A 25517-nucleotide genomic window follows, 5' to 3' on the forward strand; every position below is an offset into this window, starting at 1 on the left:
AAAAAGCCTCAGTATAGCAATCTGGGCAGCAGACCTAAATCTGCTAACAGCTGGGTTTAGAATTCGCGCAGACTCATCGCATCACTGGCGATACCACCACGTAACATTTCAGCCTGACGGTTTAGTGTGTGTTTCACTAACAAGTTGCGGTCTTGCTCATCCATGTGGGTGAATATCATGCGCAAGTGATAGGGCTTATCGGGCGATGCTGACAGGATCTTTTCACATGAAATAACAGACGCCAAAGCATGAATCGTATTTGCAGTGGGTAATAACTGCATATAGATTTCAACGTGGTCTTTAACTTCAATAGGCTCTGCGACCATAAAGGCGAGTCCACCACCACTCAGGTTCGCATCGGTCAGATCATCATGTGAGATGGGGTTATGATGACGCTGAATCTCTTGTGAAATGAGATTAATTTTTTCATCGAGCATACGCAGCGCACGCGCAATATCACGATCTTGGTGATTAATTTGATCTAAGGTATGTGTGAAGGCTGTTTGTAGTGCTCTTAATTGCGCCTTTTCATTACCTTCATCATCGTCGGTTGATTGCGCAATACGATGCGCTACGGAACTAACGTTCTCTTTTTGTATGATTTTATAGTCAACCACAACCGTGTCGTTGATGCGAAAAAATTCGCGCCTATCTGAGCCAGCATAGTGCATCTTGCCCGTCCAAAATTTGTTAATAATTATTAAGCATTACTAGGGGGTGGGACGCCCCCAAAGCCGACTTCCTTTATATCATGTTCTGAATTTTTTACCAGTCCCGTGACGTTTGCGCCAAAGAGTTGGTAGCTTGGTTTGAGTGTTAACTCATACGCTTATGTCCTGAATGATGGTCATTTAACGCTCATTATTATAGGTGTTCGGACGCATAATCCGCTAAACGGGAACGTTCGCCGCGCAACAAAGTAATGTGGCCACTGTGCTGCCAGTACTTAAAGTGATCGACCACATAAGTCAGCCCGGAGGTGGTCTCACTTAAGTACGGCGTATCAATCTGAGCGATATTACCTAAACAGACCACTTTGGTGCCGGGACCGGCACGGGTGATTAAGGTTTTCATTTGTTTTGATGTCAGATTTTGCGCTTCATCAATAATGATGAAACGGTTAAGGAAAGTACGACCACGCATAAAGTTCAATGAACGGATTTTGATCCAACGCTGAAGTAAATCATTGGTTGCCTGACGCCCCCATTCACCGCCCTCGGTTTTATTCAGTACTTCCAAGTTGTCCATCAGGGCACCCATCCACGGTGTCATTTTTTCTTCTTCGGTACCCGGCAAAAAGCCAATATCTTCGCCTACAGGCACGGTAACACGCGTCATAACAATCTCACAGTAGCGCTTATGCTCGATGGTTTGCGTTAATGCCGCCGCCAGCGTGAGCAGCGTTTTACCCGTACCTGCCTGTCCCAATAAAGTCACGAAATCGACTTCGGGATCCATTAATAAATTCAACGCAAAGTTTTGTTCGCGATTGCGTGCCGTAATACCCCAAACAGCATGATTGTCTTTTCGATAATCATTGATCAGTTGGATATCGGAGCTGTTTTCTGTCACCGATCTCACTACGGCTTCGATATTGTGATCTTCGCCAGGTGAAAAAATGAGCTGGTTGGGATACCAGTCTTTAACCACATCACCCTCGACTTGGTAAAAGGTCTGCCCATCAGCAGTCCATGACTCCAGACGATTTAAGTCATCCCAAAAGTCCGCCGTCAATTCACTGGAGCCGCGATACAACAGATCGACATCATCTAAGACTTTATCGTTGTAATAATCTTCAGCACAGATCCCCAGCACTGTTGCTTTAATGCGAAGGTTGATGTCTTTTGAGACCAGAATGATGGTGTGATCAGTAATGGTTTGTTGCAAGGCAATCGCGACACTCAAGATGGCATTATCACCCTGATGACTTGGCAACTCTTTCGGTAAATCCCTTTGCATTTGCGTGGTCTGGAAGAATAAACGCCCAGTGGCAGCAGGCATATCGCCATTATTTACGCTAGGTAATGGAATACCGTTACTGATGGCATCGCTGTCTTCGGCAATTAATAACATTTCATCAAGGAAACGACTGACTTGGCGAACATTGCGAGATACTTCTGACAAGCCTTTTTTGCCACGATCCAACTCTTCAAGTACCACCATGGGAAGATAAATATCATGTTCGTCAAAGCGGAACAGGGCAGTGGGGTCGTGCATCAGCACATTGGTGTCAAGTATGAACAGGCGTTTTCCAGCGGCGGGTCGTTTAATCATCTGCAAGAAGTCCTCTTGTGGATAGGGGAGTGCCTGAGTTCGATTATGATCGAGAAATAACGGTCTGCAAAGAGCTATAAAGCAGAAAATGTATTGCTCAAGCTGTTGTCAAAAAGTGCTACTTCACAAGCTGAAAAATAGTGTTAAGATAACAAATCCCCCTCTTGAATTGACGGTGTCTGTCTTTGACATTGCTATTAATAGCGCCGTTTCCCGCGTTTTATCACTTACTCTAACAATAACAAGTTTTTGTCTTCGACAAGCGATGCGTGAGTCACCGTCAATGCGAATAAACGCACACTCAATACCTGACCGCGCTATGCCGTTATATGCCACTGATTCTGCTGCTTTACAGCGGCTCAGGAAAAATTACCCAGACCTGTTGGTGGGTACAGATAACAATGAAAAAAGCGGCCAACTTGCCTCATTTTGCGCAGAGCTATGTCATAAGTGGGAATATTTCCTGAGTGTTGCTATGAGTCCTTGTTAGCCCTTAAAAATATGCATAGTGTGAGTGGTCAAAACGACAGGTGAACTTGTACATCAGCGTTACTGATCGCTTATTTCGCCCTTATTAGATGTTCATCCCGACTATTAAATCTAGAGGTAATTATGTCTGTATTTCATCGTGTGACACTTGGCTGTCTGATTGGTTTAACTATGACGGCAACAGTCCATGCCGCTCCTTCAAGCAATGATCTCATGGGTACTTGGTACAGTGAGCAGCAACAAGATGACGAGACAATGAAATGGTTAACCCGACGAATGGATAACAATCGCTATGCTGCTTTATTTTTAGTCTGTAACGGTAAAGATCTATCTTGGGTACAAAAAGAGACGGGTGACTGGCAGCTTGAAAACGGGGAATTGGTTGAAAACGTGTCCTCGATGGAAGATATGAATGGTAAAAAGCAAGTACCAGAAGGTAAGACAGTTACTCAGACATACACCGAACTGAATCTAAACGGTGATGTATTGGCATATCAAAAGAAAGGGACTGACAAACAATTTGAGTTTAACCGCGTGGAAGACGGGTATCAAATCCGCTGCGATTAGTGGTTGGGCTTTCTTATTGTTTTAGATGATGGGGCGTTACATTTTTTTGTAGCGAGCATTTCATTCTGATGACAACAGATGACAATGGCTTGTCATGCCAGCATCGTTATGCTGGCATGAGTCACCATCAGTTCGTGAGCTTTTAATCAGGCACGACGGCTTTACCCACGGTGTTTGCATCAGTAGCAAACCATATGGCGTTGGAAGAGTCATCAAATACCATGTGGCGAATAGTAATCCCTCCAGACGGAACGTCATCTTTTGAAATAAAGCGTTCGGTTTTAGTATCAAAGCCAATAAAGCGGTTAGGTTGTATGCCCGTTTCAACGTACCAAACACGATCTTTGTTATCGACAGCTAAAGCATAAATTCCGGCCGCCTCACCACCGGGTGTTTCCCATTCCCGCATCGTTTTTGTTTTAGGGTCATACACGCCAATATGTCCCATTGCATTATCGCCCCACCAGATACGGCCATCAGATGTGATATCAAGGCGGCGAATCAAGCTATCTTGTGTCGGTGTCTGAATTATTTCTAACTGCATCGTATCAGGATCAATCGTGGCGATAGCGTTACTGCCCATCAGCGCTACCCATGGTCTGTCATTTCCATCAACCACAAGGCCATAAGGCCGCATGTTTTTGTCAGGCAGAGATATTTTATTCACCTCGCCGGTTGTTGTGTTGAGCTTCGCGATAGTGTTTGACCATTGGGCGGTAAACCAGAGATTACCATCAGCTGTCCAGTCCATCGTATGTGGATCGTTTATCGCTTCAGGCATATCAAATCGTGTGACTTTGCCTGTATCAGGATTCATTTTGCCAATATGTTTATCTTTATTACCCGCATACCATGGCGTTCCATCTTCACTGACGACAACGGTATGAGGGCCGGTACCAGGAATATCGAATTTTTTCATTTCGCCTGTTTCCGGATTGAGGCGAGCAACATAATGGTCAACCTGACCGACAAACCACACAGCACCATTTTCCACAACATAGGGGTCGCGAGGCCGCGAGTTTTCCCATGGTACTGTCCATTCGGTGAATGCTAATGTGTTGGGTAAGGTTGAGTTTTGTTCATCGGAAAAACTGTTGGTCGAGATTAGCAATGAACTACTCAGTAATACAGTGAGTAGGGTTTTGTAGGAAGACGTCAATCGTGTGTCAAACATTTAGTTACTCCTCATCAATAGCAACTCCATGTGGACAATACCATTCTACAAATAGCTCCCAACAGAAACCGCTTGTTGTGTTAACAAAATCACTTTATGTTTGATACGCATTACGACATCATCAGTGATTGATGTAAATTTGATTTTTAATAAAAAGCCTATTCATAAATGACAAAACAACAAGCTAATAATCCATTACACGGCATAACGCTTGAAAAAGTAGTGACAGACTTAGTCGACCATTATGGTTGGTCGGGTTTGGCAGATAGAATCAACATCAATTGTTTCAAAAGTGATCCATCGGTGAAATCATCGCTGAAATTTTTACGTAAAACGCCTTGGGCAAGAGATAAAGTCGAGGCTTTGTATATCACGACATTTAGTGAGTCGTCGCCATGGAAAAAATCGACCTAATCGGCAGATAGTTTCCCGCAACGAGCTAAAGGTAATCCGCCAGAGTCTGATACAGCACGATCAGTACTAAACCCGTTGATACACATTTCCAAAATAGTACAGGGTCACGATCAATCAATGGCGGTTTGGCTTTATTCAAAAATACTTTATTGGGATGACCCAGGTCATACACAAACTCGGCGACTTCCTGATAACGTTTGTGAGGCTGAATACTAGCAGCCTTGCGAATCGTGTCATCGACCCAGAAGGGAATTTTGTGTTCTTCCCGAACTAAGGAGCGATAACTGAGTTTCCGTTGCGCCGCCACACTATAGGCTTTTGATACCGATGAGCCATAAGGCAGTTCATGAGAGAGCAAGTGATAGGTCAGCACAGCCAAAGAAAAAATATCGGATTGAGCTGTACCCTGATAACCAAGAAAATATTCAGGCGCAGTGAATTGGGCTGTGCCTAGAATTAAATCGGTTTCGGCGCCTAATTCTGCCACGCCTGCTACGCGGGTTGAGCCAAAATCAATGATTTTTACGGTACCTGAGCTATCAATCATGATGTTGTCAGGACGAATATCCTGATGAATCATTTCGCGGCGATGCATTGTTTGCAGACCTTTGGCAATTTGTTCAACGATGCGCCTGACTTGATCCAGACTGGGGTGAGGATTGTCTTGCATCCATTGCGTTAAGGTCTGGCCCTCAATAAATTCGGTGACACTGTAGAGAAAGTGACGTTGGCGCTGGCTTTCTATCGCTTTGAGGCAATGCACACTATTCAGCCTGCGTGTAATCCACTCCTCCATCAGAAAACGTTCAATCGCCTCCTGATCGTCCTCCAGATCGGTGGATAGGACTTTGAGCACGACATTTTCTTGCGTATTCATGTCTTTTGCTAAAAACACATGACTACGGCTACTGACATAAAGCTCACGCAGTATCTCAAAGCCATCAAACTCCATTTTCGGCGTGAGAGCGGGGGGGGCAGGTAAAAGACTTGCATGTTGTAGATTCGGCATGCCCAGTGGCGGTAGCGTTTCAACCCGCACGATCTGAATAGTCAGATTATCATCACTACCGGCATCGAAAGCTCGTTGAATTAAGCTTTCGCTGGCTTTTTGCAAGTCATCAGTATGCGTGTTGATGGCAGCAATAATTTGGTTTTCATTGATAAAGTCATAGACTCCATCTGTGGCCAGAATAAAGATATCGCCCAAATTGGCATCAAACGTTTTACTGTCACAGTGAAATTGTTGTTCCAGCCCCATCGCACGGGTCAGATAGCTGTTTTCCTGATCGCCTGCTTTTTTATGGTCAATCGATAGTTGGGTAAGACGATTATTTCTCAGCCGAAAAATGCGGCTATCGCCGATGTGGAACAAATACGCTTTATTCGCTTTGAACACCAGACCGCTAAACGTGCAAACATAACCTTGATCCATGTCATAACGGAACTCGCTATTGCGGGTTTGTCCATACAGCCAAGAGTTAATGGATTGTAAGACACGATGTCCCGAGGTTTGCACTGACCATGAGTCGGGGGTTGCATAGTAATCTGCAATAAAACTGTTAACCGATGTTGCACTGGCTTCCTGACTGACATCACTTGTGCTGATACCATCCGCCAAGGCCACCGTGATCCCTTTCGTAGTCAGCTCAGGTTCAGAGGGGATGAACAGACCATATCGATCTTGATTTATTGGCTTGCGGCCGGCGTTGGAATGTTGACCAATAGTGAGAGATAAAGACTCAGACATTACATTGTCGTCCTTGGTTATTTGATAACTATCATGCAATATCTGGCACAGTTTGAATATAGGCTAAAAAAGGGTGATCTGGCCGTATTGAGGATATAAGTAAATGGTTGCAGTTGAACTGAAACAGATGATTTGGCAGATCGTGGCGCTCATCCCCGAAGGCAAAGTGGCAACGTATGGACAGGTTGCTAAGCTATGTGGGTATCCGGGCTATGCGCGATATGTCGGACAGACATTAAAACAATTGCCAAAGGATACCCTGTTACCCTGGCATCGAGTGATTAATGCCAAGGGGAAAATAGCTTTTCCTGTTAATACACAAGCCTTTCAATCTCAAGCAATGCGTTTGCATGATGAAGGAGTGAAAGTTATTGCTGGAAGCATTAGCTTAAAACAGTACGCTTGGGATGGTATTGTCAGCGAACCCTGATGAGAAAGTTGATACCATAAGCGTTTAATTTATCAGGATCGTTATGCAAGGTCTGATGCTCGCTGTTCTGGCGTACTCTATCTGGGGCCTATTCCCACTTTTCTTTAGCTACCTGAACCATGTGTCACCGGTGGAGGTATTATCTCACCGGATTATTTGGTCTTTGGTCGCTACGCTGTCACTAAGCTTGCTGTTACTACGTGGCCGATTACTGGCAAAAGCACTGCAAGACAAAACAACGCTAATTTGGCTGGGTGTTTCTTCACTACTGATTGCGGTGAACTGGCTGGTTTATATTTGGGCGGTAGGGCAACACCGTGTATTAGAAGCCAGTCTCGGCTATTTTATTATGCCGGTGGTAAGTCTTCTGATGGGCAGAATCTTATTGAAGGAGCCATTACACCCGTTACAAGCCTGGGCGGGAGGATTAGCCCTTATCGCCGTGATGTGGGAGTTGTGGATATTTGGCACACTGCCCTGGGTGGGCGTCGTATTGGCGTTTGCATTTGGTTTTTATGGGCTGGTGCGAAAAGTTCATCCGATTGATGGACTGAATGGCCTTACCATTGAAACGCTCTGGTTATTACCTTTAGCGCTGGGGTTTATTGCCTGGCAGCTGTTTACTTCAGATAGCCAGATGGGCTTTGGTTTAGATAATCAAACAACGCTCTTACTTATTTGCTCAGGCTTTCTAACAGCGCTGCCGTTAGTGTTATTTGCAATGGCGACGCGCCGCATCAATTTATCGATTGTCGGATTCATAATGTATATCAATCCCACTATTCAGTTCTTAATCGGTGTGTTCGTGTTGGATGAGCACTTTCCAGAAGCACGTTTAGTCACTTTTATTCTGGTTTGGTTAGCCCTGTTGTTGTTCGTGTCCGGTTTATGGCAAATGCAACGGCAAAAGCAGTCTTCACTAAGCAGTTAAGTGACAGATAACGCCGTACTGTTGATGGGCGACTTCATCACAAATGAAGTATGTACACCGGTGACGCCCTCTATACGGGTCAGTTTATTCAGTAAAAACTGCTGGTAGGCATCCATATCTTTCACGATCACTTTGAGTAAGTAATCCGCAGATTGGCCAGTTATCAGGTGGCACTCAAGTACCTCAGGATAGTCGGCAAGCGTTGATTCCAACGCTTCAAAGCGTTCGGGTGTGTGTTTATCCATGCTGATGCCGATAAATGCCATCAGAGTCAGCCCCAGCTTTTTGGCATTGAGTAAAGCGACGTAACCATCAATCAAGCCTTCCTCTTCCATTTGTCTGACCCGACGCAGGCAGGGGGAGGGCGATAATTTAATTGCTTCTGCTAATTCTTGATTGGTAATTCGCCCTTGTTTTTGCAAGGTATCCAGAATCATCTGGTCATAACGATCCAGTTTGTTGGACATGATATTCTCCAATAACAGGGTTGTAAGGTGATTTATATCAAAAAAAGTTATTTTATAGAAATATTATTCCTTAAAAATTGAATTATATAGAATGTTAGCAATTTAATTCCAGTAGAACATCTTTATACTATTCTCCATGCCTGAAACCGGTAGCGAATGAGTCACAAGCTCTCGCTGGCACGATAACTCTCACATCACCACAAGTGATGGTCGATTTTCGTAGCCCTCCTGTTAACCCGACAGGAAATGTCAGTAACTCGCGAAAGGTTTCTCAGCTAACCATTGATGATGACAATCAGGAGTCAACCATGATTACCAATCCTGCTCAGAAGTACCGTCGTTTTGAGCCCATTCAATTAACGGATCGACAGTGGCCAAATGCTACTCTGGATAAAGCACCCATTTGGATGAGTACGGATCTGCGAGATGGTAATCAGGCCTTGATTGATCCCATGTCAGTGGACACCAAACTGCGCTATTTTGACGAATTGGTAAAAATTGGGTTTAAAGAAATTGAGGTGGGATTCCCTTCTGCCTCAGAGACTGATTTCAACGTTGTACGCCGTTTGATCGAAGAAAATCGGATTCCTGATGATGTGACTATTGAGGTGCTTACTCAGGCACGTGAAGATCTGATTGCACGCACCGTGGCGTCATTAAAAGGTGCCCGGCGTGTGATTTTGCATATGTATAACCCGATTTCACCCACTTTCCGTGAGGTGGTTTACAAGAGCGACAAAGCAGGTGTTAAAGCTATCGCTGAGCGCGGGACGCGCTGGGTTAAAGAGATGACGGCAGCGCAGCCTGAAACCGAATGGGTATATCAATACTCACCAGAAGTCTTTTCCAGTACCGAAGTTGAGTTTGCTAAAGAAGTTTGTGACGCGGTGTCTGCGGTGTGGCAGCCGACGCCGGAGCATAAAATGATCCTTAACTTGCCGGCAACCGTGGAGATGTCGACACCGAATACCTATGCCGATCAGATTGAGTGGATGCATCGTAACCTCAACAATCGTGACAGCATTATTTTGAGTGTGCACCCACACAATGACCGTGGCACCGCCGTGGCAGCGGCAGAGCTTGCTGTCATGGCAGGCGCAGACCGAGTGGAAGGTTGTTTGTTTGGTAATGGCGAACGAACGGGTAATGTTGATTTGGTGACGTTGGCGTTAAATCTTTATTCACAAGGTATTAATCCCGAACTCGATTTCTCGCATATTGATCAAATTCGTCAGATGTATGAGGAAACCACGCAGTTACCGGTTCACCCCCGACACCCTTATGCTGGGGAATTAGTGTTTACAGCATTTTCTGGTTCGCATCAGGATGCGATCAAGAAAGGCTTTGCCGTGCAAACGAACGCTATTTATTGGCAAGTACCTTATTTGCCCATTGATCCTGCTGACTTGAACCGTAGCTACGATGCGGTGGTGAGAGTCAATAGCCAGTCTGGTAAAGGCGGTGTCAGTTTCTTACTGCAACAGGCTGCGGGCTTTGAGTTGCCACGACGGTTGCAGATTGAGTTCAGCAAAATTGTGCAAAAAGTCAGTGATGAAACCAGCAAAGAGGTTAACAGCAGCAATATCGTCAGCTTGTTTGAATCATCCTATTTACAAGTGGCAGCGCCCTACAACTACATGAGTAGTCATGTGATTGATGAGGAAACCAGCAATGTGATTACCAAAATTGTTGCCAACTATGACGAGCAGCGTATAGAGCTGCACGGTCAGGGCAATGGGCCACTGGATGCGGCCGCGAAAGCTATCAGTCAGCACTTGGGCGTGACCGTGACGGTAGCGGATTATCACGAACATGGTATGAGCGCCGGATCTGATGCGGCAGCAGTCAGTTATGTTGAAGTTAAAGTAGGCGATAACGACACGGTGTTTGGGGTTGGTCAAGATAAAAACATCACCACAGCGGCGATTAAGGCCTTAATCAATGGTGTTAATCGCTTACTGATAGGGCATGCTCCTGAGCTGGCAACAGCTAAGCAGGAAGCTGTCTCATGAGAACGGGAAACACCGCTTGAATTGAGTCAGGATATTTCTGAATTCAGGCTAAAAAATAGTTCAAGCTATTGTTTATAAATAAAAAAGTGATGTTTTTGTGTAATTTGAAGTCAACTTAAGTCTTCGTTAGGATACTGACACATGCTGATTAATTGTTAGAAGTTAATCAGTTTCTTACCACAATGTTTGAAATATCGAACTAGGAGGTAACATGTTGAAACAAGGATTTATGACAACACTGCTCGCTTTGCTTTTTGCAGCAACGCCTGCATTCGCAGAACATCATGAGTCACATGAGGGAGCGTCACACCCAGCACATGAAATGGGTGAAGCAGCATTGTCTGACTCGGATAAACAAGAGCAACTCAGTGATGAATATAAGCAAAATCTGAGAGAGGCAAAAGAGGCTGCTAACGCGCCGCATCCTTCCCATAAAATGGGGCATGAAAATACCCATAAAGGGTCTGAGCATCCAGCCCATGAGATGGGTGAGGCAGCATTGTCTGATTCAGATAAAAAAGCTCCCTTGAGTGAAGACTATAAAGAGAATGTGGAGCAGGCTGAAGACGCTGCCAATGCCCCACATCCTGCTCATGAAATGGGTGAATAAGCAAGTCTGAGTGAATGATTTGACCTCAAACATTCACTGAGTAACGCGTCAAAAATAATCAGCGCTGCATATGCCTTACATTAGCTTATGCAGCGCTTTTTTTTGTTCGTATAATCCGCTTTAATCAGACTCACCTTGCTTATCTTAGGTAAACTGGTGCCAGTCAAAAGAGAGAAACGTTTATGACCTATTTAAGCCGGTTTCTGATGTTTTTGGTGGTTATCAGCCTTACCGCATGTGCGAGCTTGTGGTCTGGTTACGAAACGCCACAGGTAAATATCACCTCAATTAGCCTGGCACCGCAGACAAAATCTTCTACCCCAAGCTTTCGGATTGGTTTACAGGTGATCAATCCCAACCGCCGTGATCTACCCTTGCAAGGGATGAGTTACTCGTTGGAAGTCGATGGTCAGCGTATTCTCAGTGGTGCCGAACCCGAATTGCCCCATATTCCAGGCTATGGCACAGCCGATATTTCTATTCAGGCAAGTCCGGATTTACTTGGAAGTGCTCGTTTATTAAATCAGTTACTCTCTGGCCAACGTGATTCGCTGGCATACCGCTTTAAAGCACGTCTGGATGTAGGAAGTTTATTGCCATTTATTACCGTTGAAGAAGAGGGCGTGATCAGCTTTGGCACGGGCAGCGAAGACACCACGATTTAATTCATTAATGCGGGTTAATAGACGATGAAATAAGGCTGTTATGGCATAATCGAGAGGTCTCAAATTAAAAGCCTCTATATGGATTCAATCAACACTTTATTTCTACTCAGTGGGTTTCTCATTGCCCTCAGTATCCTGGCTAGCCGACTATCGTCATTGTTTGGCTTGCCATTACTCATCATTTTCTTAGTGCTGGGTATGCTAGCAGGCGAAGATGGTCTGCTGGGTATTCAGTTCGATAATTACTCACAAGCTTTTATCATCGGTCATCTGGCATTGGCGATGATTTTGCTTGATGGTGGTCTTAGAACTCGGTTGAAAACGTTCCGGGTTGGCTTTAAACCAGCGTTATCATTAGCTACCTTGGGCGTGTTTCTGACCAGTGGTGTGGTTGGTGCCATTGCCATGTGGGTGTTTGAGTTGAGCTTGCTTGAGGGCATGTTGATTGGCGCTATTGTGGGCTCCACAGATGCGGCGGCTGTGTTCTCAATGCTTCGCGGACAAGGTATCAGCATCAACGAGCGGGTTGGCGCGACACTTGAAATTGAGTCGGGTACTAATGATCCGATGGCGATTTTTCTGACCTTACTGTTAATTGAAATCCTGATTGGGGATTTTACAACGCCGCTGGATTCTTTCTTCTTTTTTATTCAACAGTTTGGTCTGGGTATTGCCGTCGGTCTGGCTGGTGGTTGGCTAACGGCCCGCATGCTCAGTAAAGTTGAACTGGCTCCGGCGTTGTATTCTTTGTTAGCGCTGGCAATGGGCTTTTCAACGTTTGGTTTGGCGAGTGTGATTGGTGGCAGTGGCTTTTTGGCTATTTACCTGTGTGGCTTATTGATTGGTAATCAGCCGGGTCGACATATACAACATATTTTGCCTGTGCACGATGGTTTGGCATGGCTCAGCCAGATAGGTTTATTCTTGGTGCTGGGCTTATTAGTGACGCCCCATGAACTGCTTCATTATGCTCTGCCTTCCTTAGTCATTGCGCTCGGACTGATTTTTATTGCCCGTCCTTTGGCGGTGTTACTGACGATAAAACCTTTCTTTAAATTTCGCTGGCGTGAAATCAGTTTTATTTCCTGGGTAGGGCTGCGTGGCGCCGTGCCGATTGTATTAGCCATTTTTCCCGTTATTGGTGGCGTCGAGAATGCCACACTCTATTTCAACGTCGCTTTTGTGGTGGTATTGCTGTCATTACTCATCCAGGGAGGGACGTTGTCTGTCATGGCAAAATGGATGCGGGTTCAGGTGCCTCAATCAGTCAGCCCTAAACAGCGTGGCGCACTGGGTATTCTGCAGGAGCAGGACTATGAAATGTTTGTCTATAAAGTGGAAAATCAGAGTCTGGATGGTCAACCTATCCGTTTACTGAAGTTTCCATCTGGTGCTTTAATTTCAGGCCTATTCCGTGGCAAAGCGATGATTCACCCCAAAGGCAATACCACTTTAAAAATGGGGGATGTCTTGTGTGTAATTAGCCGTGAAGAAGACTTGGACAGTTTGAATCAGCTGTTCAACGGCGAAATGCAGCTGCGTCAAGTTGAAGCGTTCTTCGGCGCTTTTGTACTCAATGGCGATGCCATGTTGAAAGACGTTGCCAAAGCCTACGGGTTGACGATGAGTGCGCGCCAGGAGCATCTGACTTTGGCTGATTTTATCTCGCGTCGCGTCGGTGGTCATGCCGTGGTAGGGGATGAAGTTGATTGGCATGGCATTCACTGGGTCGTGAATGAAGTGGATGGTGATACGATCCTCAAAGTGGGCATGCGCTTATATGAATAAGGCGATAGTGCGGGGGATAATTTGTTATAATTCACGGTTTTTCAAAGATTAATCTGCACACAGGAACATCGTTTTAATGACCGCTTTTCACCAACTTCGCACCCAGCTAGAACAAAGAATCCTGATCCTTGATGGTGGTATGGGAACGCTTATTCAAAGCTACCAGCTGGAAGAAAAAGACTTTCGCGGCGAACGATTTGCAGAGCACCCCTGTGATGTCAAAGGCAATAACGATTTATTGTCATTAACTCAGCCACAGATTATTCGTGATATTCATCGTGCTTATTTCGAAGCCGGTGCGGATATTGTCGAAACCAATACCTTCAATGGCACCTCAATCGCGATGGCGGATTACCAGATGGAAGATCTGGTTTATGAACTGAATAAAGTCTCGGCCGAATTAGCGAAAGAAGTCGCTGATGAGTTTACTGCCAAAAACCCTGAGAAACCGCGTTTTGTGACTGGTGTATTAGGCCCGACAAATCGTACCGCCAGTATTTCACCCGATGTAAATAATCCTGGTTTTCGTAATACGAACTTTGATGAGCTGGTGGTTGCATACACGGAAGCTATTCGCGGGCTGGTCGATGGCGGGGCGGATTTACTACTGGTGGAAACGGTATTTGATACCTTAAATGCGAAAGCGGCATTATTCGCCATTGATAAATTCTGTGAAGATCATGATATCCACCTGCCGGTGATGATATCCGGCACCATTACCGATGCCAGCGGTCGCACCTTATCAGGTCAGACTGCAGAAGCGTTCTGGAACTCCTTGTCTCATATTCAACCGATCAGTATTGGTCTGAACTGTGCCTTAGGTGCTGAGCAATTGCGCCAGTATGTTGAAGAACTCTCCAATGTGGTAACCACGTACGTCAGTGCCCATCCTAATGCCGGGCTGCCGAATGAGTTTGGTGAGTATGATGAATCGCCTGAAGTGATGGCTGCGCAGATTAAGGAATGGGCCGAGGCTGGATTTTTGAATATCGTTGGTGGCTGTTGTGGTACAGCGCCGGCGCATATCAAAGCGATTGCCGAAGCGGTTGAGGGCATCACACCACGTAAACCAAAAGAAAACCTGCATCATTGTCGTTTAAGTGGTTTGGAACCACTCAATATCACTGAAGATAGCTTGTTTGTGAATGTCGGTGAACGTACCAATGTCACCGGCTCATTGCGTTTTGCCCGTTTAATCAAAGAAGGCGATTACGACACCGCCTTGGAAGTGGCGCGGCAGCAAGTTGAAAATGGCGCTCAGATCATTGATATCAATATGGATGAGGGCATGCTCGACTCGAAAGAGGCGATGGTCACGTTCCTTAATCTATTGGCAGCTGAACCGGATATTAGTCGGGTTCCAGTGATGATCGACTCCTCTAAATGGGAAGTCATTGAGGCGGGGCTAAAATGCATTCAAGGCAAAGGCATCGTCAATTCAATCAGTCTGAAAGAAGGTGAAGAGAACTTTATCGAACAGGCCAAGCTGGTTCGTCGTTATGGCGCAGCCGTTATTGTGATGGCGTTTGATGAAACGGGACAGGCTGATACTCGCGAGCGTAAACGTGAAATTTGTACCCGTTCTTATGAAGTATTAACCGAAAAAGTACATTTCCCGCCGGAAGATATTATTTTCGACCCTAATATTTTTGCAGTTGCAACCGGTATTGAAGAACACAATAACTACGCTGTTGATTTCATTGAAGCCACACATGACATTAAGCAAAGCCTGCCACATGCAATGATAAGTGGTGGTGTGTCGAATGTGTCATTTTCATTCCGTGGTAATAATGTGGTCCGTGAAGCGATTCATGCCGTTTTCCTTTACCACGCGATCAAAGCCGGTATGGATATGGGGATTGTCAATGCCGGACAGCTAGCGATTTATGATGATTTGCCAGATGAACTGCGTGAGGTGGTGGAAGATGTCATTCTTAATCGACGTGACGACTCAACCGACCGGCTGCTGGAACTGGCAGAAAAATATAAGGGTGAGGGTGGTACAGCCGCTAAGCAGGAAGATTTAAGCTGGCGTGAATTACCGGTCAGTAAACGGCTTGAACATGCTCTGGTCAAAGGTATCGCCGATTATGTTGAAGATGATACTGAAGAGGCCAGACAACAATTTCCGAAACCTTTGGAAGTGATCGAAGGGCCATTAATGGATGGTATGAATGTGGTGGGAGACTTGTTTGGTGAAGGCAAGATGTTCCTGCCCCAAGTGGTCAAATCAGCCCGTGTAATGAAAAAAGCCGTTGCCTATCTGATGCCGTATATTGAAGCTGCCAAAGAAGAGGGTGACACTAGCAAGAATAACGGCAAGATTCTGATGGCTACCGTTAAAGGCGACGTGCATGACATTGGTAAGAACATCGTCGGTGTTGTATTGCAATGTAATAACTTTGAGGTGATTGATCTTGGGGTTATGGTGCCAGCGCAGAAAATCTTGGATGTGGCCAGAGAAGAAAACGTCGATATTATCGGTCTGTCAGGTTTGATCACGCCTTCACTTGATGAAATGGTGCATGTTGCCAAAGAAATGGAACGTCTGGGCTTTGAAACACCCATGATGATTGGCGGTGCCACTACCTCATTGATCCATACAGCCGTTAAGATTGAGCCCAATTATCACGGTTGTAGTATTTATGTGAAAGATGCATCACGTGCTGTTGGTGTGGCGCAAAAGCTGGTGAGTAAAGAGGCCAGCGTGCCCTTTATTGCTGAGCTGAAAAAAGACTACGAAGAAAAACGTGCCCGTCATAAAGGGCGTAAGAGTACGCGCAGACAATTACCGATTGCGGAAGCTCGCGCTAATAAAACCAAGATTGACTGGCAGGCCTATCAGCCGACAAAACCCGCTAAGTTAGGCTTAGAGGTGTTTGACGACTATCCATTGGATGAACTGGTTGAACGCATCGACTGGACTCCGTTTTTCCAATCATGGGAACTGGCCGGTAAATTCCCCCGTATTCTGAAAGATGAAATTGTCGGTGAGCATGCCACGCACCTGTTTGAAGATGCCAAAAAAATGCTCAAACAGATCGTTGATGAAAAATGGTTAAAAGCCAGAGCGGTCATTGGTTTGTTTGCTGCCAACAGCATTAATGATGACGATATTGAAGTCTACACCGACGATAGTCGTAATGAGGTGTTGATGACGTTACATAGCCTGCGTCAACAAACCGAACGTCCACCTGGTCGTCCGAATGCTGCCTTGGCTGACTTTATTGCGCCTAAAGATAGCGGTGTGGATGATTATATTGGTGCCTTTGCGGTCACAGCCGGGATTGGCATTGATGAGCATGTCGAGCGCTTTGATGAAGATCATGATGACTATCACAGCATCATGCTCAAAGCTTTGGCGGATCGTTTAGCTGAAGCGTTTGCTGAGCGCATGCATGAGCGAGTCCGTAAAGAATTCTGGGGCTATGTTCAGGACGAGCAGCTGGATAATGACGCATTGATTGATGAAAAGTATCAAGGTATTCGACCGGCGCCGGGTTATCCTGCGTGTCCTGATCATACTGAAAAAGGCTTACTGTGGGATTTGATTGATCCCATCAACAATGCGGGCATGACGATTACTGAATCTTATGCAATGTTACCCACGGCGGCTGTCAGTGGTTTTTATTTCGCTCATCCTGAATCACGCTACTTTGGATTGGGTAAGATTGATCAGGATCAAGTTGAAGATTATGCCCAACGTAAAGGCTGGGATAAACCAACCGCTGAACGCTGGTTAGGACCTGCTCTGTCCTATGATGGAGATATCTAATGAATGACGATATTGTGGATTTACAAACTCGTCTCGCATTTCAGGATGGCTTGCTCGAAGAGCTGAATCAAGTAGTGACGGATCAACAAAAACAAATTGATCGCCTGGAGTTGATGTTAGCGGCATTAAAAGCCCAGTTAGAGACGGTACAACATACCCAAATGATTGCTCAGAGTGATGAACCACCACCACCACACTATTAATCTGGACTAACCCTCCATGCAACAGCGCCAATGTCTGATTTTGCAAGGTGAAAGCCTCTGGTTAAATGAGCAGGCTTTAGCGCTTTATCATAAGGCTTCAGACACCCAGCGTTTGTATCTTTCCGATACAGACCAAGCGGGCAGTGTTGCCGTTCCCATAAAACAAGCAACACAGTATTTGGGACGTGAGCTGGCCTTGGTCGTGTTTGATTGTTGTCAGCCATTTTCCGCCGACGCGCTCGGTGCAATCATCGGTTGCCTGAAAGCTGGTGGCGTATTGATTTTGCTAGTTCCGAATACCTTTAACAGCCTGTGGTTAGCACGTTTAATTGAGGTTGCTGCAGATTACGCAGAAAGTATTCATCATGTTAAGCAACCTGAATCGTTACCGATGCTGGCGTTGGATATCGATACGTCAGAACCCACTTCCGTGCAGCCCAGTGTTGAGCAACAGCAAGCGATCGAAGCGGTATTAAAAGTGGTATCTGGGCATCGTCGTCGCCCGTTACTGATTTCATCTGATCGCGGGCGTGGCAAAACAGCTTTGTTGGGTATGGCAGCGGCAGCATTATTAAAACTGGGTAAAACGAAACTCGTCGTTACCGGTCCGGCAAAAGCGAATAGTGACGCCTTGTTTGAGCATGCTAGCCTGGCACTGCCAGCGGCAATGAAAACGCCACGAGGTTTGCACTGGCAGGACGGTGAAATTGAATTTGTCGCCCCTGACTTATTGCTCAAAACCAAACCTGCTGCCGATTTACTGATTGTTGATGAAGCCGCAGCTATTCCCTTACACATGCTGGAACAGCTTTTACAAAGCTACGCTCGAGTCGTCTTTGCCTCCACCTTACATGGCTATGAAGGCACCGGTCGCGGCTTTGCTTTAGCGTTTAAAAAAACGTTGGATACGCATACACCTGACTGGCGATCTCTATCTCTCACCCAGCCGATACGCTGGGCAGATAATGATCGTTTGGAAAAGTTTAGTTTTGATGCCTTACTGCTCAATGCCGAACCTGTTGCGGCTGAGTCCGTGGCTGCAGCTAACATGCAAAACGTTCAATTTGAGTGGTTATCGCGAGCGCAGCTGTTAGCGAATGAAACCTTGTTAAGACAAGTGTTCGGGCTCATGGTGTTGGCGCATTATCGTACTCGACCTTCTGATTTACAGATGATGCTGGACCGTGACGATATCAGCATCGCAGTGCTGCGCTATCAGGATAACGTTGTTGCGACCGTATGGTTAGTCGATGAACCAGCGCTTGATGCCGATCTGGCAGGCAAGGTATTTGCCGGTGAACGTCGTTTAAAAGGCCAGTTATTACCACAATCTTTATTAGCGCATGCCGGCTTGCCAGATGCCGGAGACTATCATTACAAACGTATCATTCGTATTGCCGTACATCCTGAGCTTCACTCCAAAGGTTTAGGTAGTTTCTTTCTCACACAATTAAAACAAGCGATGCGGGGAAAAACGGATCTGATTGGTACCAGCTATGCGATGGATGAACGTGTCTGTGAGTTCTGGCTGAAAAACGGTCTCAAGCCAGTACGTCTGGGGCAACATCTGGATCAGGTGACGGGCAGTGTTTCTGTGCTTATGCTGTTGCCTATTTCAGGCCGAGGGAAGGCATTATTTGATAAAGCAGAACACGCACTCAGTCAGCAATGGCCGTATTTAATACAACGTCAGCTAAAGTGGCTGCCAGTCAATCAGCTGATTTGTCTGAATCAGGCTGTTTTAGCGTTTGAACAGCATGTAACAGACAGCGAACAGTTACAAATTGAATGCTTCGCTTATGCTCAGCGGAGTTTAGAATCGACAGAGATTGCATTATGGAAGTGGTTGAGTAGCGCCATAGGAAAACAAGCTTTAGAAAAAGTTGAACCAAAAGCCAAGACTGCGCTAATGCTTGTGCTAATGCAGCAACGTGATATCAGTGATGTTGCCATTAGCTTGGGGTTAAGTGGTCGCGGTGAACTGCTTGCTGTGCTTCGTCAGGCGGTTTCTGAAGCGTTATCAGCGGCTTCACCCGTCGATACTAAATAAACCTTATCGTCATCAGCGATTTCGACGTTAAGTTTGGTCAGACTTTCGCCGCGGCAAGGGCCTGAAAAGCAGTAACCATCTTCAAGTTGAAACAAGGCACCATGAGTCGAGCACTGAATATGCGTGCCTTCCATCGACATAAATTCATCCGGCTGCCAGTTAAGCGGAATACCCAGATGCGGACAGTAGTTCAAATAAGCGCTGACTCCGCCATCTTGCTTGAGCAGAAAGAAGTCCAGTGAATCATCTCCAACCTCTACGGTAAAGCCGCGAGTTTGATATTCTTTGAGCTCGTTTTTTTGACACAAATAAATTTTTTTCATGAGGATGCGAGTAAGTTATCGAAACCAGTTTGACCACACTTTTTGCCGGCCAGTTGGCAAGCGTAGGTTAAGGCCTGTTGTGCTGTTTGCTTTTGAACTAAGGCCGAAATCAGACCAGCGTTAAAAGTATCACCAGCGCCTAGGGTATCAATGACTCGCTCAGGGGGAAAGGCGGGACTATGCACAATGGCATTGTTATGTTTCAGCCATGCACCCGATTCGCCCCAACTGCAGCTCATTATTGCGGTCTCAGCGAGACTGCCTAGGAACGTCGCCGCATCATCATAGCCTCGACTTTGGGCATAAGGTTTTGAAAACATAAGCACGTCTGGCAGCTCAAATAAGGCTTCAATGTCATTGCGTGGCTTTTCGATTTCTAAGGAGCAAGGCAGTGCCGGATAATGCTGTTTCAGCCAGACCAACATTTTTTTCAACTCACTGATATTTCGTCCTTCGAAGTGAACCCAATCAAACTGCTCCAGCTTTAGTGTTTTAAAGTGGTTGAAACTAAGCTCTGGGCAATCACGATGGTGGACAATTGTGCGGCTTGCCGTTGCCTCATTCAGCGTGATGTAGGATGTGGGCACCTTACCTTCAGTGAGGTACTGGCAGTGGCTGAAGTCGATCTGATAACGATGCAGTGCTTGTTTGATAATGTCGGCATCAGGTTCATCAATCAGAACCCCGGCCCAGTAACTTTGATGGCCAAGCTGACTCAGCACAGTCAGTGTATTGGTGGCATTACCACCTCTGACCTGTTGTTGTGATAACGCTCTGACCTCGTCATCTTCTGCGGGATAACAGGCAACAGTATTGATGATATCGAGTGTCGCAATACCGACAGCGAGAATAGTAGCCATAGAAAGAATCCAGCTCCGACATGGAGCTGGATCGATTCATCTTAAATTTCGTCGAAAACAGCGCCGACTTGGTCGGTAATGTGATCGATATCGCCAGTACCTGCAATGCTGTGTAGTTTGGCTTGTTTTTGATAAAAACCAATCAGTGGCGCAGTCTGCTCTTCATACACTTTTAAACGATTGCCGATGGTTTCTTCATTATCATCTTCGCGCTGGAATAACTCCCCACCACAGCGATCACACTGGTCTTCACTTTTAGGCGGAGACAAATGAATGTTGTAAATCGCGCCACAATCTTTACAGGTACGGCGTCCAGTGAGGCGCTGCATCAGCTCTTCGAAAGGCACATCGAGGAGTACGACACCTTGCAGTGGTTGACCTAATTGGTCGAGCATTGCGTCTAAGGCTTCGGCTTGCGGAATATTGCGTGGAAAACCGTCCAGAATGTAACCGTTTTGTGCATCTTCTTGTGACAGACGCTCACGAATAAGGCCAATGACGATATCGTCCGAGACCAATGCACCCGCGTCCATGGCTGTTTTGGCTTGTTTACCTAATTCCGTTCCAGCTTTGACTGCAGCACGCAGCAAGTCACCCGTTGAAATTTGAGGAATATTGAATTTTTTGGATAGCACGACACCTTGTGTGCCTTTACCGGAGCCAGGGGCACCAAGTAGAACGGTTCTCATTGTTAGCCTCTTAAAGTTATCAATTAAAGCGAGATCATAAAGGATTAATCGCCAGACAGCATGACCGACGTCAGTTGCTCTATCTGAACGGCAACTTGTTGTAGCAAATCAGGGATTTGATTTTCATCCAATCCCAGTAATTCCCATGCAGCAGGATCCAGTGGTGGCACATGATTATCACCACTATGCCCAAACGGGACCGCTGATACCAAGATGTCAGCGATGTGAACAATGGCCACATCAAGTGGAAAATTTTCAGCCTCGGAGGGCGTATGATGATATCGCGCCACTTCTTCCAGCGAATGCGGTAAACGCCATGCTTTTACCAGTGCTTGACCGACTTCAGTGTGATCAAAGCCAATGACACGTTGTTCAGCCTTGAACAGTACCTCATGACCAAATTCAGCACTGCGGATTGCCTCACCGGCGAGTTCGGGCATTGATTTATACAACACTAAACTGCCGATGTTGTGTAACAAGCCGGCAATGAAAAAACGCTCAGTAGCACGTTGACCAGCCTCTTCGGCCAGCAGTTTGCTGGTGATAGCACAGGCAAAGCAGTGCTTCCAGAACTGATCCATATTGATGATCGAATCTGGAATACCTTTGAACGAGTTTAATACCGACGTTGCCAGCACTAAGTGGGTGAGTTCACGGGTACCGACAATCGTGATGGCCCGGGAAATGGTATTAATCTGAGAAGGGAAACCATAAAACGGACTGTTAACGATTTTAAGCAGTCGTGTTGCCAATGCTGGATCGGTATTGATCACCGCACTGATATCATCAATCGCGCTGTTAGGGTCTTGAATCAGCGCATTTAACTGCAGATAGGTGTTTGGGGGAGAGACCAGCTCGAGTGACCGATTTACCAATGATTCCGGGGTCAAGCTCATACATCTGATTCCTGTTGTTGGGCGGTTTTGAGCTCTAGGTTAAACAATACTTGCATCAGAGGATGATTCAAATCAACGTAACGAAAGCGCTCTTCTTTATCTGCTTGTTGTGCATCAGTTGTGGTTGGTTCACTCATTACTGAAGGCTCCAGGTTGATTTTTCTGTGATTGTATTTGCCATGACAGCGCCGAGCTTGCCAGCAAAACGATCCAGATAGTTAGGTCTTGGCGTGTAATCAATGATGTCTTCAGCACCGATTAGCTCACGAGCCACTTTACTGCTACTGGCAAGGCCATCGATAAGCCCCAGTTCTAAGGCTTGTTCGCCAGACCAGAACAGACCAGAGAATAACTCGTCATTATCTTTCAGGCGTTCACCGCGACCTTCTTTAACAACAGTAATAAATTGTTGATGAATGTTATCAAGCATGTCGTGGGCATGATCAACATCGGCCGCTTTCATCGGCAAGAACGGGTCGAGAAAAGCTTTATTTTCACCTGCGGTCAGAGAGCGTCGCTCAACACCAATTTTTTCAATGGCTTCGGTAAAGCCAAAGCTGTCCATGCGCACACCAATAGAACCTACGATGCTGGCTTTATCGGCATAAATTTCATCCGCGGCAACAGCAATATAATAACCACCGGAAGCGCATACATCCTGTACGACTGCATAGACAGGAAAATCAGGTTTTTCTTTTTGCAGGCGTCGGATTTCATCATTAATGATGCCAGCTTGGACCGGGCTTCCACCTGGTGTGTTCAACCTGAGGATAAGACCTTTGGCGGTTTCGCTGTCGAAGGCTTCACGAATACCAGTGACTACGGCGTCAGCGTTTGCCTCAGCATCAGCGGCAATCACACCATTGATATCAATCAAAGCGGTGTGGGCGTCAGTAACTGTTTTGAGACCGGCTGGTTTGAAACTCAATATCAGGAATGCCACCAGATAGAGCAGAATAAAAGCCTTGAATACATAGCCCCAACGGCGTTTAGCGCGTTGTTCTTTAATAGCGGCAAAAGCAAGATCCCTTAAAACATTACGCTCCCAACTGACATCACCTGCTGGGGTATGTCGCTCATTTCCACCTTGTTCTGGCGGAAAATCTCCAAATGTCGCCATAGTTTCTGCCTTGAAATAAATAAAAAGATTACATCATATCAAAACTGTGAGTGCGGATTAGTTAACCATGTTTGAACTTGGTGTAAATCATGCACAATCGCTTTGGGCTCACAAGCGGTCAATGTACTTTCAGCATGCGCGCCATGCGTGATACCGAGCCCATCTGCCCCAGCATTGCTGGCCATTAATAAATCAAACTCCGTATCACCAATCATGATGGTGTCGCTGCCATTGACACCAACAAAGTCCATCAATTCTGTAACCATTTGTGGGTGTGGCTTAGAGTGGCACTCATCGGCACACCGTGTCGCTACGAATAATTCTTTCAGTCCTGTTGCATCAAGTACCTTATCCAGACCACGGCGACTTTTGCCAGTGGCAACGCCGAGGAAGATATCCTGAGCAGTCAAGTGGTGGAGTAATTCGCGAGCATTGTCGAATAAGGGGGATTGTTCAGGATTTTTTAGCCAAATCTCACGATAACAATCGGCCAGACTTGTCCACAAAGTACTATTACCTGCCGGATATAAAGTCTGTACGGCTTCGTTGAGACCCAAACCGATAATATGACTGATTTGCGTGTCAGTCAGTGGGGCCAGACCTAGTTTGGTAATAGCCTGACGCATGCAATTAACGATATGACCGGTTGAGTCCATTAAGGTCCCATCCCAATCGAAGATAATGAGTTGATAGTTGCTCATGTGAGCTCCAGCTTAGTGATGACTTGCTGCAAGGCAGTGGGTAAGGGGGCTTCTAGCTGCATGGGTTCCCCGCTCACAGGATGCCGAATACCCAGGCGCCATGCATGCAAAAACAAACGTTTTAAACCGAAAGATTTTAGTGTTTTATTAAATTCACGGTCACCGTATTTATCATCACCCGCTACTGGGTGCTGCGTCCATGCCGCATGTACCCGAATCTGGTGTGTTCGGCCGGTATACAATTTGACCTCAGTTAACTGGGCCAGCGACAAATCTTGTTGGCGAATAAACAGGGTTTTGGCGCGCTTACCATCAGGAGTCACCTTTACCATGCGTTCGCCCGAAGACACCGTATTCTTTAATAGAGGCTGCTCTACCAATTCTTCAGCATTGGGCAAGATGCCTTTGAGAAGCGTCAGGTAGCGTTTGTCTATCTGATCGGACAACATCTGTTGCTGAAGATTGAGCAGGCTATCACGGCTTTTAGCCAACAACAGGCAACCAGACGTATCACGATCCAGACGATGCACGAGTTCCAGAAATGCTAACTCCGGTTTGATGATTCTGAAAGCCTCAATGACACCTACCTGAATTTGACTACCGGCGTGGACGGCCAAGCCTGATGGCTTGTTGAGTACCAGCATACTGTCATCTTCAAAAATGATATCCTGTAGCAGCTGCTGTCTAAGCGACTCGCTGACATGCGTTGGGGCTTCACGTTCAGCCACACGCAAGGGAGGGACTCGTACTATGTCGCCAGCTTGGATTTTATAAGTTTGCTTGATTCGGCCTTTATTGACGCGCACTTCGCCTTTGCGAATCGCGCGATAGATACGGCTTTTAGGTACACCTTTTTCCAAGGTTAAAAGAAAATTATCGATGCGCTGTCCAGCTTGCGATGGACTTATCTCGATAAATTGGACTTTTTGCGACTGCGGTTTGCTGGCTGCCATAGAATTGGTTTAATTTGAAGTTGCTGAGATGGCAATAGACTGCTATATTCGGACGTTGGTCCGTGCGTAAAATGAGGTCAGTATACCGACTTTTGACCACGAAGACCTAAAAATGCGTCGCGCCCTCGGGTTGAGGTTGATGCGGCGCCCGGTAAAGAAATATGAATCGGCTGAACAGGGGTTCAGCAGGCGGACTCATCGGGAGTCCTTGAAGAACATCAGGTTCCCATGTCTTGATTGCCATCAGAATGATTAGAAAGACGCAACAGACAGGGCGACAAAGTAATTAATTAAGCGGCTGAAAAAGCCGGTATCAACGTCAGGATCGCAGAACCCTATTGCGACAAACGAAACGAAACGGGATAACTCATGAACGCCT

The 25517-nt window shown here is 46.1% G+C and carries 24 protein-coding genes; 11 read left to right on the plus strand and 13 right to left on the minus strand.

Translation table 11 applies throughout. The annotated features are described in order from the left end of the window. Window positions 1-56 precede the first annotated feature (56 nt). Together MDMS009_RS09660 and MDMS009_RS09665 are read right to left on the minus strand one after the other, a co-directional pair. Window positions 57-671, minus strand: coding sequence for a PilZ domain-containing protein (locus tag MDMS009_RS09660; RefSeq protein WP_008291419.1), 615 nt, complete (start codon window positions 669-671; stop codon window positions 57-59). Between the two features lie 193 nt (window positions 672-864). Beyond that, complete coding sequence (locus tag MDMS009_RS09665) at window positions 865-2274, minus strand: PhoH family protein (protein WP_008291319.1); 1410 nt, start codon at window positions 2272-2274, stop codon at window positions 865-867. Between the two features lie 612 nt (window positions 2275-2886). On the opposite strand from MDMS009_RS09665, the gene MDMS009_RS09670 reads away from it, so the two are divergent. Continuing rightward, window positions 2887-3330: a hypothetical protein gene (locus MDMS009_RS09670; RefSeq protein ID WP_008291387.1), complete on the plus strand. Its 444-nt coding sequence runs from the start codon at window positions 2887-2889 to the stop codon at window positions 3328-3330. 142 nt (window positions 3331-3472) lie between these two features. Here MDMS009_RS09670 and MDMS009_RS09675 read toward each other — a convergent pair whose 3' ends face one another. Beyond that, entirely contained in the window at window positions 3473-4504 is a 1032-nt protein-coding gene (locus MDMS009_RS09675; RefSeq protein WP_008291352.1) for a Vgb family protein, read from the minus strand. Between the two features lie 168 nt (window positions 4505-4672). Between MDMS009_RS09675 and MDMS009_RS09680 the strand changes: the two genes are divergently transcribed. Further along, entirely contained in the window at window positions 4673-4918 is a 246-nt protein-coding gene (locus MDMS009_RS09680) for a VF530 family protein (protein WP_008291504.1), read from the plus strand. Window positions 4919-4943: 25 nt separating this feature from the next. Here the strand turns inward: MDMS009_RS09680 and MDMS009_RS09685 are convergent, their stop codons facing one another. After that, window positions 4944-6665: a bifunctional protein-serine/threonine kinase/phosphatase gene (locus MDMS009_RS09685; protein ID WP_043888158.1), complete on the minus strand. Its 1722-nt coding sequence runs from the start codon at window positions 6663-6665 to the stop codon at window positions 4944-4946. A 103-nt stretch (window positions 6666-6768) separates the two neighbouring features. Between MDMS009_RS09685 and MDMS009_RS09690 the strand changes: the two genes are divergently transcribed. Together MDMS009_RS09690 and rarD are read left to right on the plus strand one after the other, a co-directional pair. Continuing rightward, window positions 6769-7095 carry an MGMT family protein gene (locus MDMS009_RS09690; protein WP_008291473.1) on the plus strand — a complete coding sequence of 109 codons (327 nt, stop codon included), beginning with the start codon at window positions 6769-6771 and terminating at the stop codon, window positions 7093-7095. Between the two features lie 43 nt (window positions 7096-7138). Continuing rightward, window positions 7139-8026, plus strand: a complete 888-nt coding sequence (gene rarD, locus MDMS009_RS09695; protein ID WP_008291552.1) for an EamA family transporter RarD — start codon at window positions 7139-7141, stop codon at window positions 8024-8026. Here rarD and MDMS009_RS09700 read toward each other — a convergent pair. Beyond that, window positions 8023-8493, minus strand: coding sequence for an Lrp/AsnC family transcriptional regulator (locus MDMS009_RS09700; protein ID WP_043888159.1), 471 nt, complete (start codon window positions 8491-8493; stop codon window positions 8023-8025). The two genes, rarD and MDMS009_RS09700, sit on opposite strands and share 4 nt — an antisense overlap. Before the next feature lie 308 nt (window positions 8494-8801). On the opposite strand from MDMS009_RS09700, the gene leuA reads away from it, so the two are divergent. The 7 genes from leuA (at window position 8802) to MDMS009_RS09735 (ending at window position 19596) form a co-directional block, all read left to right on the plus strand. Next, entirely contained in the window at window positions 8802-10505 is a 1704-nt protein-coding gene (gene leuA / locus MDMS009_RS09705; RefSeq protein ID WP_043888160.1) for a 2-isopropylmalate synthase, read from the plus strand. A 211-nt stretch (window positions 10506-10716) separates the two neighbouring features. Next, the gene (locus MDMS009_RS09710; RefSeq protein WP_008291274.1) at window positions 10717-11115 is read left to right on the plus strand and encodes a hypothetical protein; all 399 of its coding nucleotides are present in this window, start codon (window positions 10717-10719) and stop codon (window positions 11113-11115) included. A 182-nt stretch (window positions 11116-11297) separates the two neighbouring features. Beyond that, on the plus strand, window positions 11298-11780 hold the full coding sequence (locus MDMS009_RS09715; RefSeq protein WP_008291721.1) for an LEA type 2 family protein: 483 nt from the start codon (window positions 11298-11300) through the stop codon (window positions 11778-11780). A 78-nt stretch (window positions 11781-11858) separates the two neighbouring features. Continuing rightward, the gene (locus tag MDMS009_RS09720; RefSeq protein ID WP_008291538.1) at window positions 11859-13568 is read left to right on the plus strand and encodes a potassium/proton antiporter; all 1710 of its coding nucleotides are present in this window, start codon (window positions 11859-11861) and stop codon (window positions 13566-13568) included. 76 nt (window positions 13569-13644) lie between these two features. After that, entirely contained in the window at window positions 13645-17343 is a 3699-nt protein-coding gene (gene metH, locus MDMS009_RS09725) for a methionine synthase (protein ID WP_008291651.1), read from the plus strand. Continuing rightward, complete coding sequence (locus MDMS009_RS09730; RefSeq protein ID WP_008291523.1) at window positions 17343-17546, plus strand: SlyX family protein; 204 nt, start codon at window positions 17343-17345, stop codon at window positions 17544-17546. The genes metH and MDMS009_RS09730 overlap by 1 nt, the downstream gene beginning before the upstream one ends. A 16-nt stretch (window positions 17547-17562) precedes the next feature. Next, window positions 17563-19596 carry a tRNA(Met) cytidine acetyltransferase TmcA gene (locus MDMS009_RS09735; protein ID WP_008291332.1) on the plus strand — a complete coding sequence of 678 codons (2034 nt, stop codon included), beginning with the start codon at window positions 17563-17565 and terminating at the stop codon, window positions 19594-19596. Here MDMS009_RS09735 and MDMS009_RS09740 read toward each other — a convergent pair. From MDMS009_RS09740 to rluC, 8 genes are read right to left on the minus strand one after another with little or no spacing between them, the layout of a single operon-like run. After that, the gene (locus MDMS009_RS09740) at window positions 19545-19919 is read right to left on the minus strand and encodes a Rieske (2Fe-2S) protein (RefSeq protein ID WP_043888161.1); all 375 of its coding nucleotides are present in this window, start codon (window positions 19917-19919) and stop codon (window positions 19545-19547) included. The genes MDMS009_RS09735 and MDMS009_RS09740 overlap by 52 nt on opposite strands. Next, complete coding sequence (locus MDMS009_RS09745; RefSeq protein ID WP_008291649.1) at window positions 19916-20779, minus strand: PfkB family carbohydrate kinase; 864 nt, start codon at window positions 20777-20779, stop codon at window positions 19916-19918. The genes MDMS009_RS09740 and MDMS009_RS09745 overlap by 4 nt, the downstream gene beginning before the upstream one ends. Before the next feature lie 41 nt (window positions 20780-20820). Continuing rightward, on the minus strand, window positions 20821-21468 hold the full coding sequence (locus tag MDMS009_RS09750; RefSeq protein WP_008291331.1) for an adenylate kinase: 648 nt from the start codon (window positions 21466-21468) through the stop codon (window positions 20821-20823). 44 nt (window positions 21469-21512) lie between these two features. Next, window positions 21513-22364, minus strand: a complete 852-nt coding sequence (locus MDMS009_RS09755; RefSeq protein ID WP_008291262.1) for an HDOD domain-containing protein — start codon at window positions 22362-22364, stop codon at window positions 21513-21515. Further along, complete coding sequence (locus tag MDMS009_RS16280) at window positions 22361-22501, minus strand: hypothetical protein (RefSeq protein WP_154647013.1); 141 nt, start codon at window positions 22499-22501, stop codon at window positions 22361-22363. The genes MDMS009_RS09755 and MDMS009_RS16280 overlap by 4 nt, the downstream gene beginning before the upstream one ends. After that, window positions 22501-23484: a S49 family peptidase gene (locus tag MDMS009_RS09760; protein WP_008291447.1), complete on the minus strand. Its 984-nt coding sequence runs from the start codon at window positions 23482-23484 to the stop codon at window positions 22501-22503. Before MDMS009_RS09760 ends, MDMS009_RS16280 begins: the two co-directional genes overlap by 1 nt. Window positions 23485-23522: 38 nt before the next feature. Next, a complete protein-coding gene (locus tag MDMS009_RS09765) occupies window positions 23523-24185 on the minus strand; it encodes an HAD-IA family hydrolase (RefSeq protein ID WP_008291616.1) in 663 nt (220 codons plus the stop codon). Further along, the gene (gene rluC / locus MDMS009_RS09770) at window positions 24182-25138 is read right to left on the minus strand and encodes a 23S rRNA pseudouridine(955/2504/2580) synthase RluC (RefSeq protein WP_008291542.1); all 957 of its coding nucleotides are present in this window, start codon (window positions 25136-25138) and stop codon (window positions 24182-24184) included. The genes MDMS009_RS09765 and rluC overlap by 4 nt, the downstream gene beginning before the upstream one ends. Window positions 25139-25517 lie beyond the last annotated feature (379 nt).

Origin of the sequence: Methylophaga thiooxydans DMS010, from assembly GCF_000156355.1 — a bacterium.
In the GTDB taxonomy this organism is placed as follows: domain Bacteria; phylum Pseudomonadota; class Gammaproteobacteria; order Nitrosococcales; family Methylophagaceae; genus Methylophaga; species Methylophaga thiooxydans.

Excerpts from the sequence above, each read along its gene's own strand:
- MDMS009_RS09660 (WP_008291419.1), bottom strand. The coding sequence starts at position 671 with ATGCACTATGCTGGCTCAGATAGGCGCGAATTTTTTCGCATCAACGAC.
- MDMS009_RS09665 (WP_008291319.1), bottom strand. The coding sequence starts at position 2,274 with ATGATTAAACGACCCGCCGCTGGAAAACGCCTGTTCATACTTGACACC.
- MDMS009_RS09670 (WP_008291387.1), top strand. The coding sequence starts at position 2,887 with ATGTCTGTATTTCATCGTGTGACACTTGGCTGTCTGATTGGTTTAACT.
- MDMS009_RS09675 (WP_008291352.1), bottom strand. The coding sequence starts at position 4,504 with ATGTTTGACACACGATTGACGTCTTCCTACAAAACCCTACTCACTGTA.
- MDMS009_RS09680 (WP_008291504.1), top strand. The coding sequence starts at position 4,673 with ATGACAAAACAACAAGCTAATAATCCATTACACGGCATAACGCTTGAA.
- MDMS009_RS09685 (WP_043888158.1), bottom strand. The coding sequence starts at position 6,665 with ATGTCTGAGTCTTTATCTCTCACTATTGGTCAACATTCCAACGCCGGC.
- MDMS009_RS09690 (WP_008291473.1), top strand. The coding sequence starts at position 6,769 with ATGGTTGCAGTTGAACTGAAACAGATGATTTGGCAGATCGTGGCGCTC.
- rarD (WP_008291552.1), top strand. The coding sequence starts at position 7,139 with ATGCAAGGTCTGATGCTCGCTGTTCTGGCGTACTCTATCTGGGGCCTA.
- MDMS009_RS09700 (WP_043888159.1), bottom strand. The coding sequence starts at position 8,493 with ATGTCCAACAAACTGGATCGTTATGACCAGATGATTCTGGATACCTTG.
- leuA (WP_043888160.1), top strand. The coding sequence starts at position 8,802 with ATGATTACCAATCCTGCTCAGAAGTACCGTCGTTTTGAGCCCATTCAA.
- MDMS009_RS09710 (WP_008291274.1), top strand. The coding sequence starts at position 10,717 with ATGTTGAAACAAGGATTTATGACAACACTGCTCGCTTTGCTTTTTGCA.
- MDMS009_RS09715 (WP_008291721.1), top strand. The coding sequence starts at position 11,298 with ATGACCTATTTAAGCCGGTTTCTGATGTTTTTGGTGGTTATCAGCCTT.
- MDMS009_RS09720 (WP_008291538.1), top strand. The coding sequence starts at position 11,859 with ATGGATTCAATCAACACTTTATTTCTACTCAGTGGGTTTCTCATTGCC.
- metH (WP_008291651.1), top strand. The coding sequence starts at position 13,645 with ATGACCGCTTTTCACCAACTTCGCACCCAGCTAGAACAAAGAATCCTG.
- MDMS009_RS09730 (WP_008291523.1), top strand. The coding sequence starts at position 17,343 with ATGAATGACGATATTGTGGATTTACAAACTCGTCTCGCATTTCAGGAT.
- MDMS009_RS09735 (WP_008291332.1), top strand. The coding sequence starts at position 17,563 with ATGCAACAGCGCCAATGTCTGATTTTGCAAGGTGAAAGCCTCTGGTTA.
- MDMS009_RS09740 (WP_043888161.1), bottom strand. The coding sequence starts at position 19,919 with ATGAAAAAAATTTATTTGTGTCAAAAAAACGAGCTCAAAGAATATCAA.
- MDMS009_RS09745 (WP_008291649.1), bottom strand. The coding sequence starts at position 20,779 with ATGGCTACTATTCTCGCTGTCGGTATTGCGACACTCGATATCATCAAT.
- MDMS009_RS09750 (WP_008291331.1), bottom strand. The coding sequence starts at position 21,468 with ATGAGAACCGTTCTACTTGGTGCCCCTGGCTCCGGTAAAGGCACACAA.
- MDMS009_RS09755 (WP_008291262.1), bottom strand. The coding sequence starts at position 22,364 with ATGAGCTTGACCCCGGAATCATTGGTAAATCGGTCACTCGAGCTGGTC.
- MDMS009_RS16280 (WP_154647013.1), bottom strand. The coding sequence starts at position 22,501 with ATGAGTGAACCAACCACAACTGATGCACAACAAGCAGATAAAGAAGAG.
- MDMS009_RS09760 (WP_008291447.1), bottom strand. The coding sequence starts at position 23,484 with ATGGCGACATTTGGAGATTTTCCGCCAGAACAAGGTGGAAATGAGCGA.
- MDMS009_RS09765 (WP_008291616.1), bottom strand. The coding sequence starts at position 24,185 with ATGAGCAACTATCAACTCATTATCTTCGATTGGGATGGGACCTTAATG.
- rluC (WP_008291542.1), bottom strand. The coding sequence starts at position 25,138 with ATGGCAGCCAGCAAACCGCAGTCGCAAAAAGTCCAATTTATCGAGATA.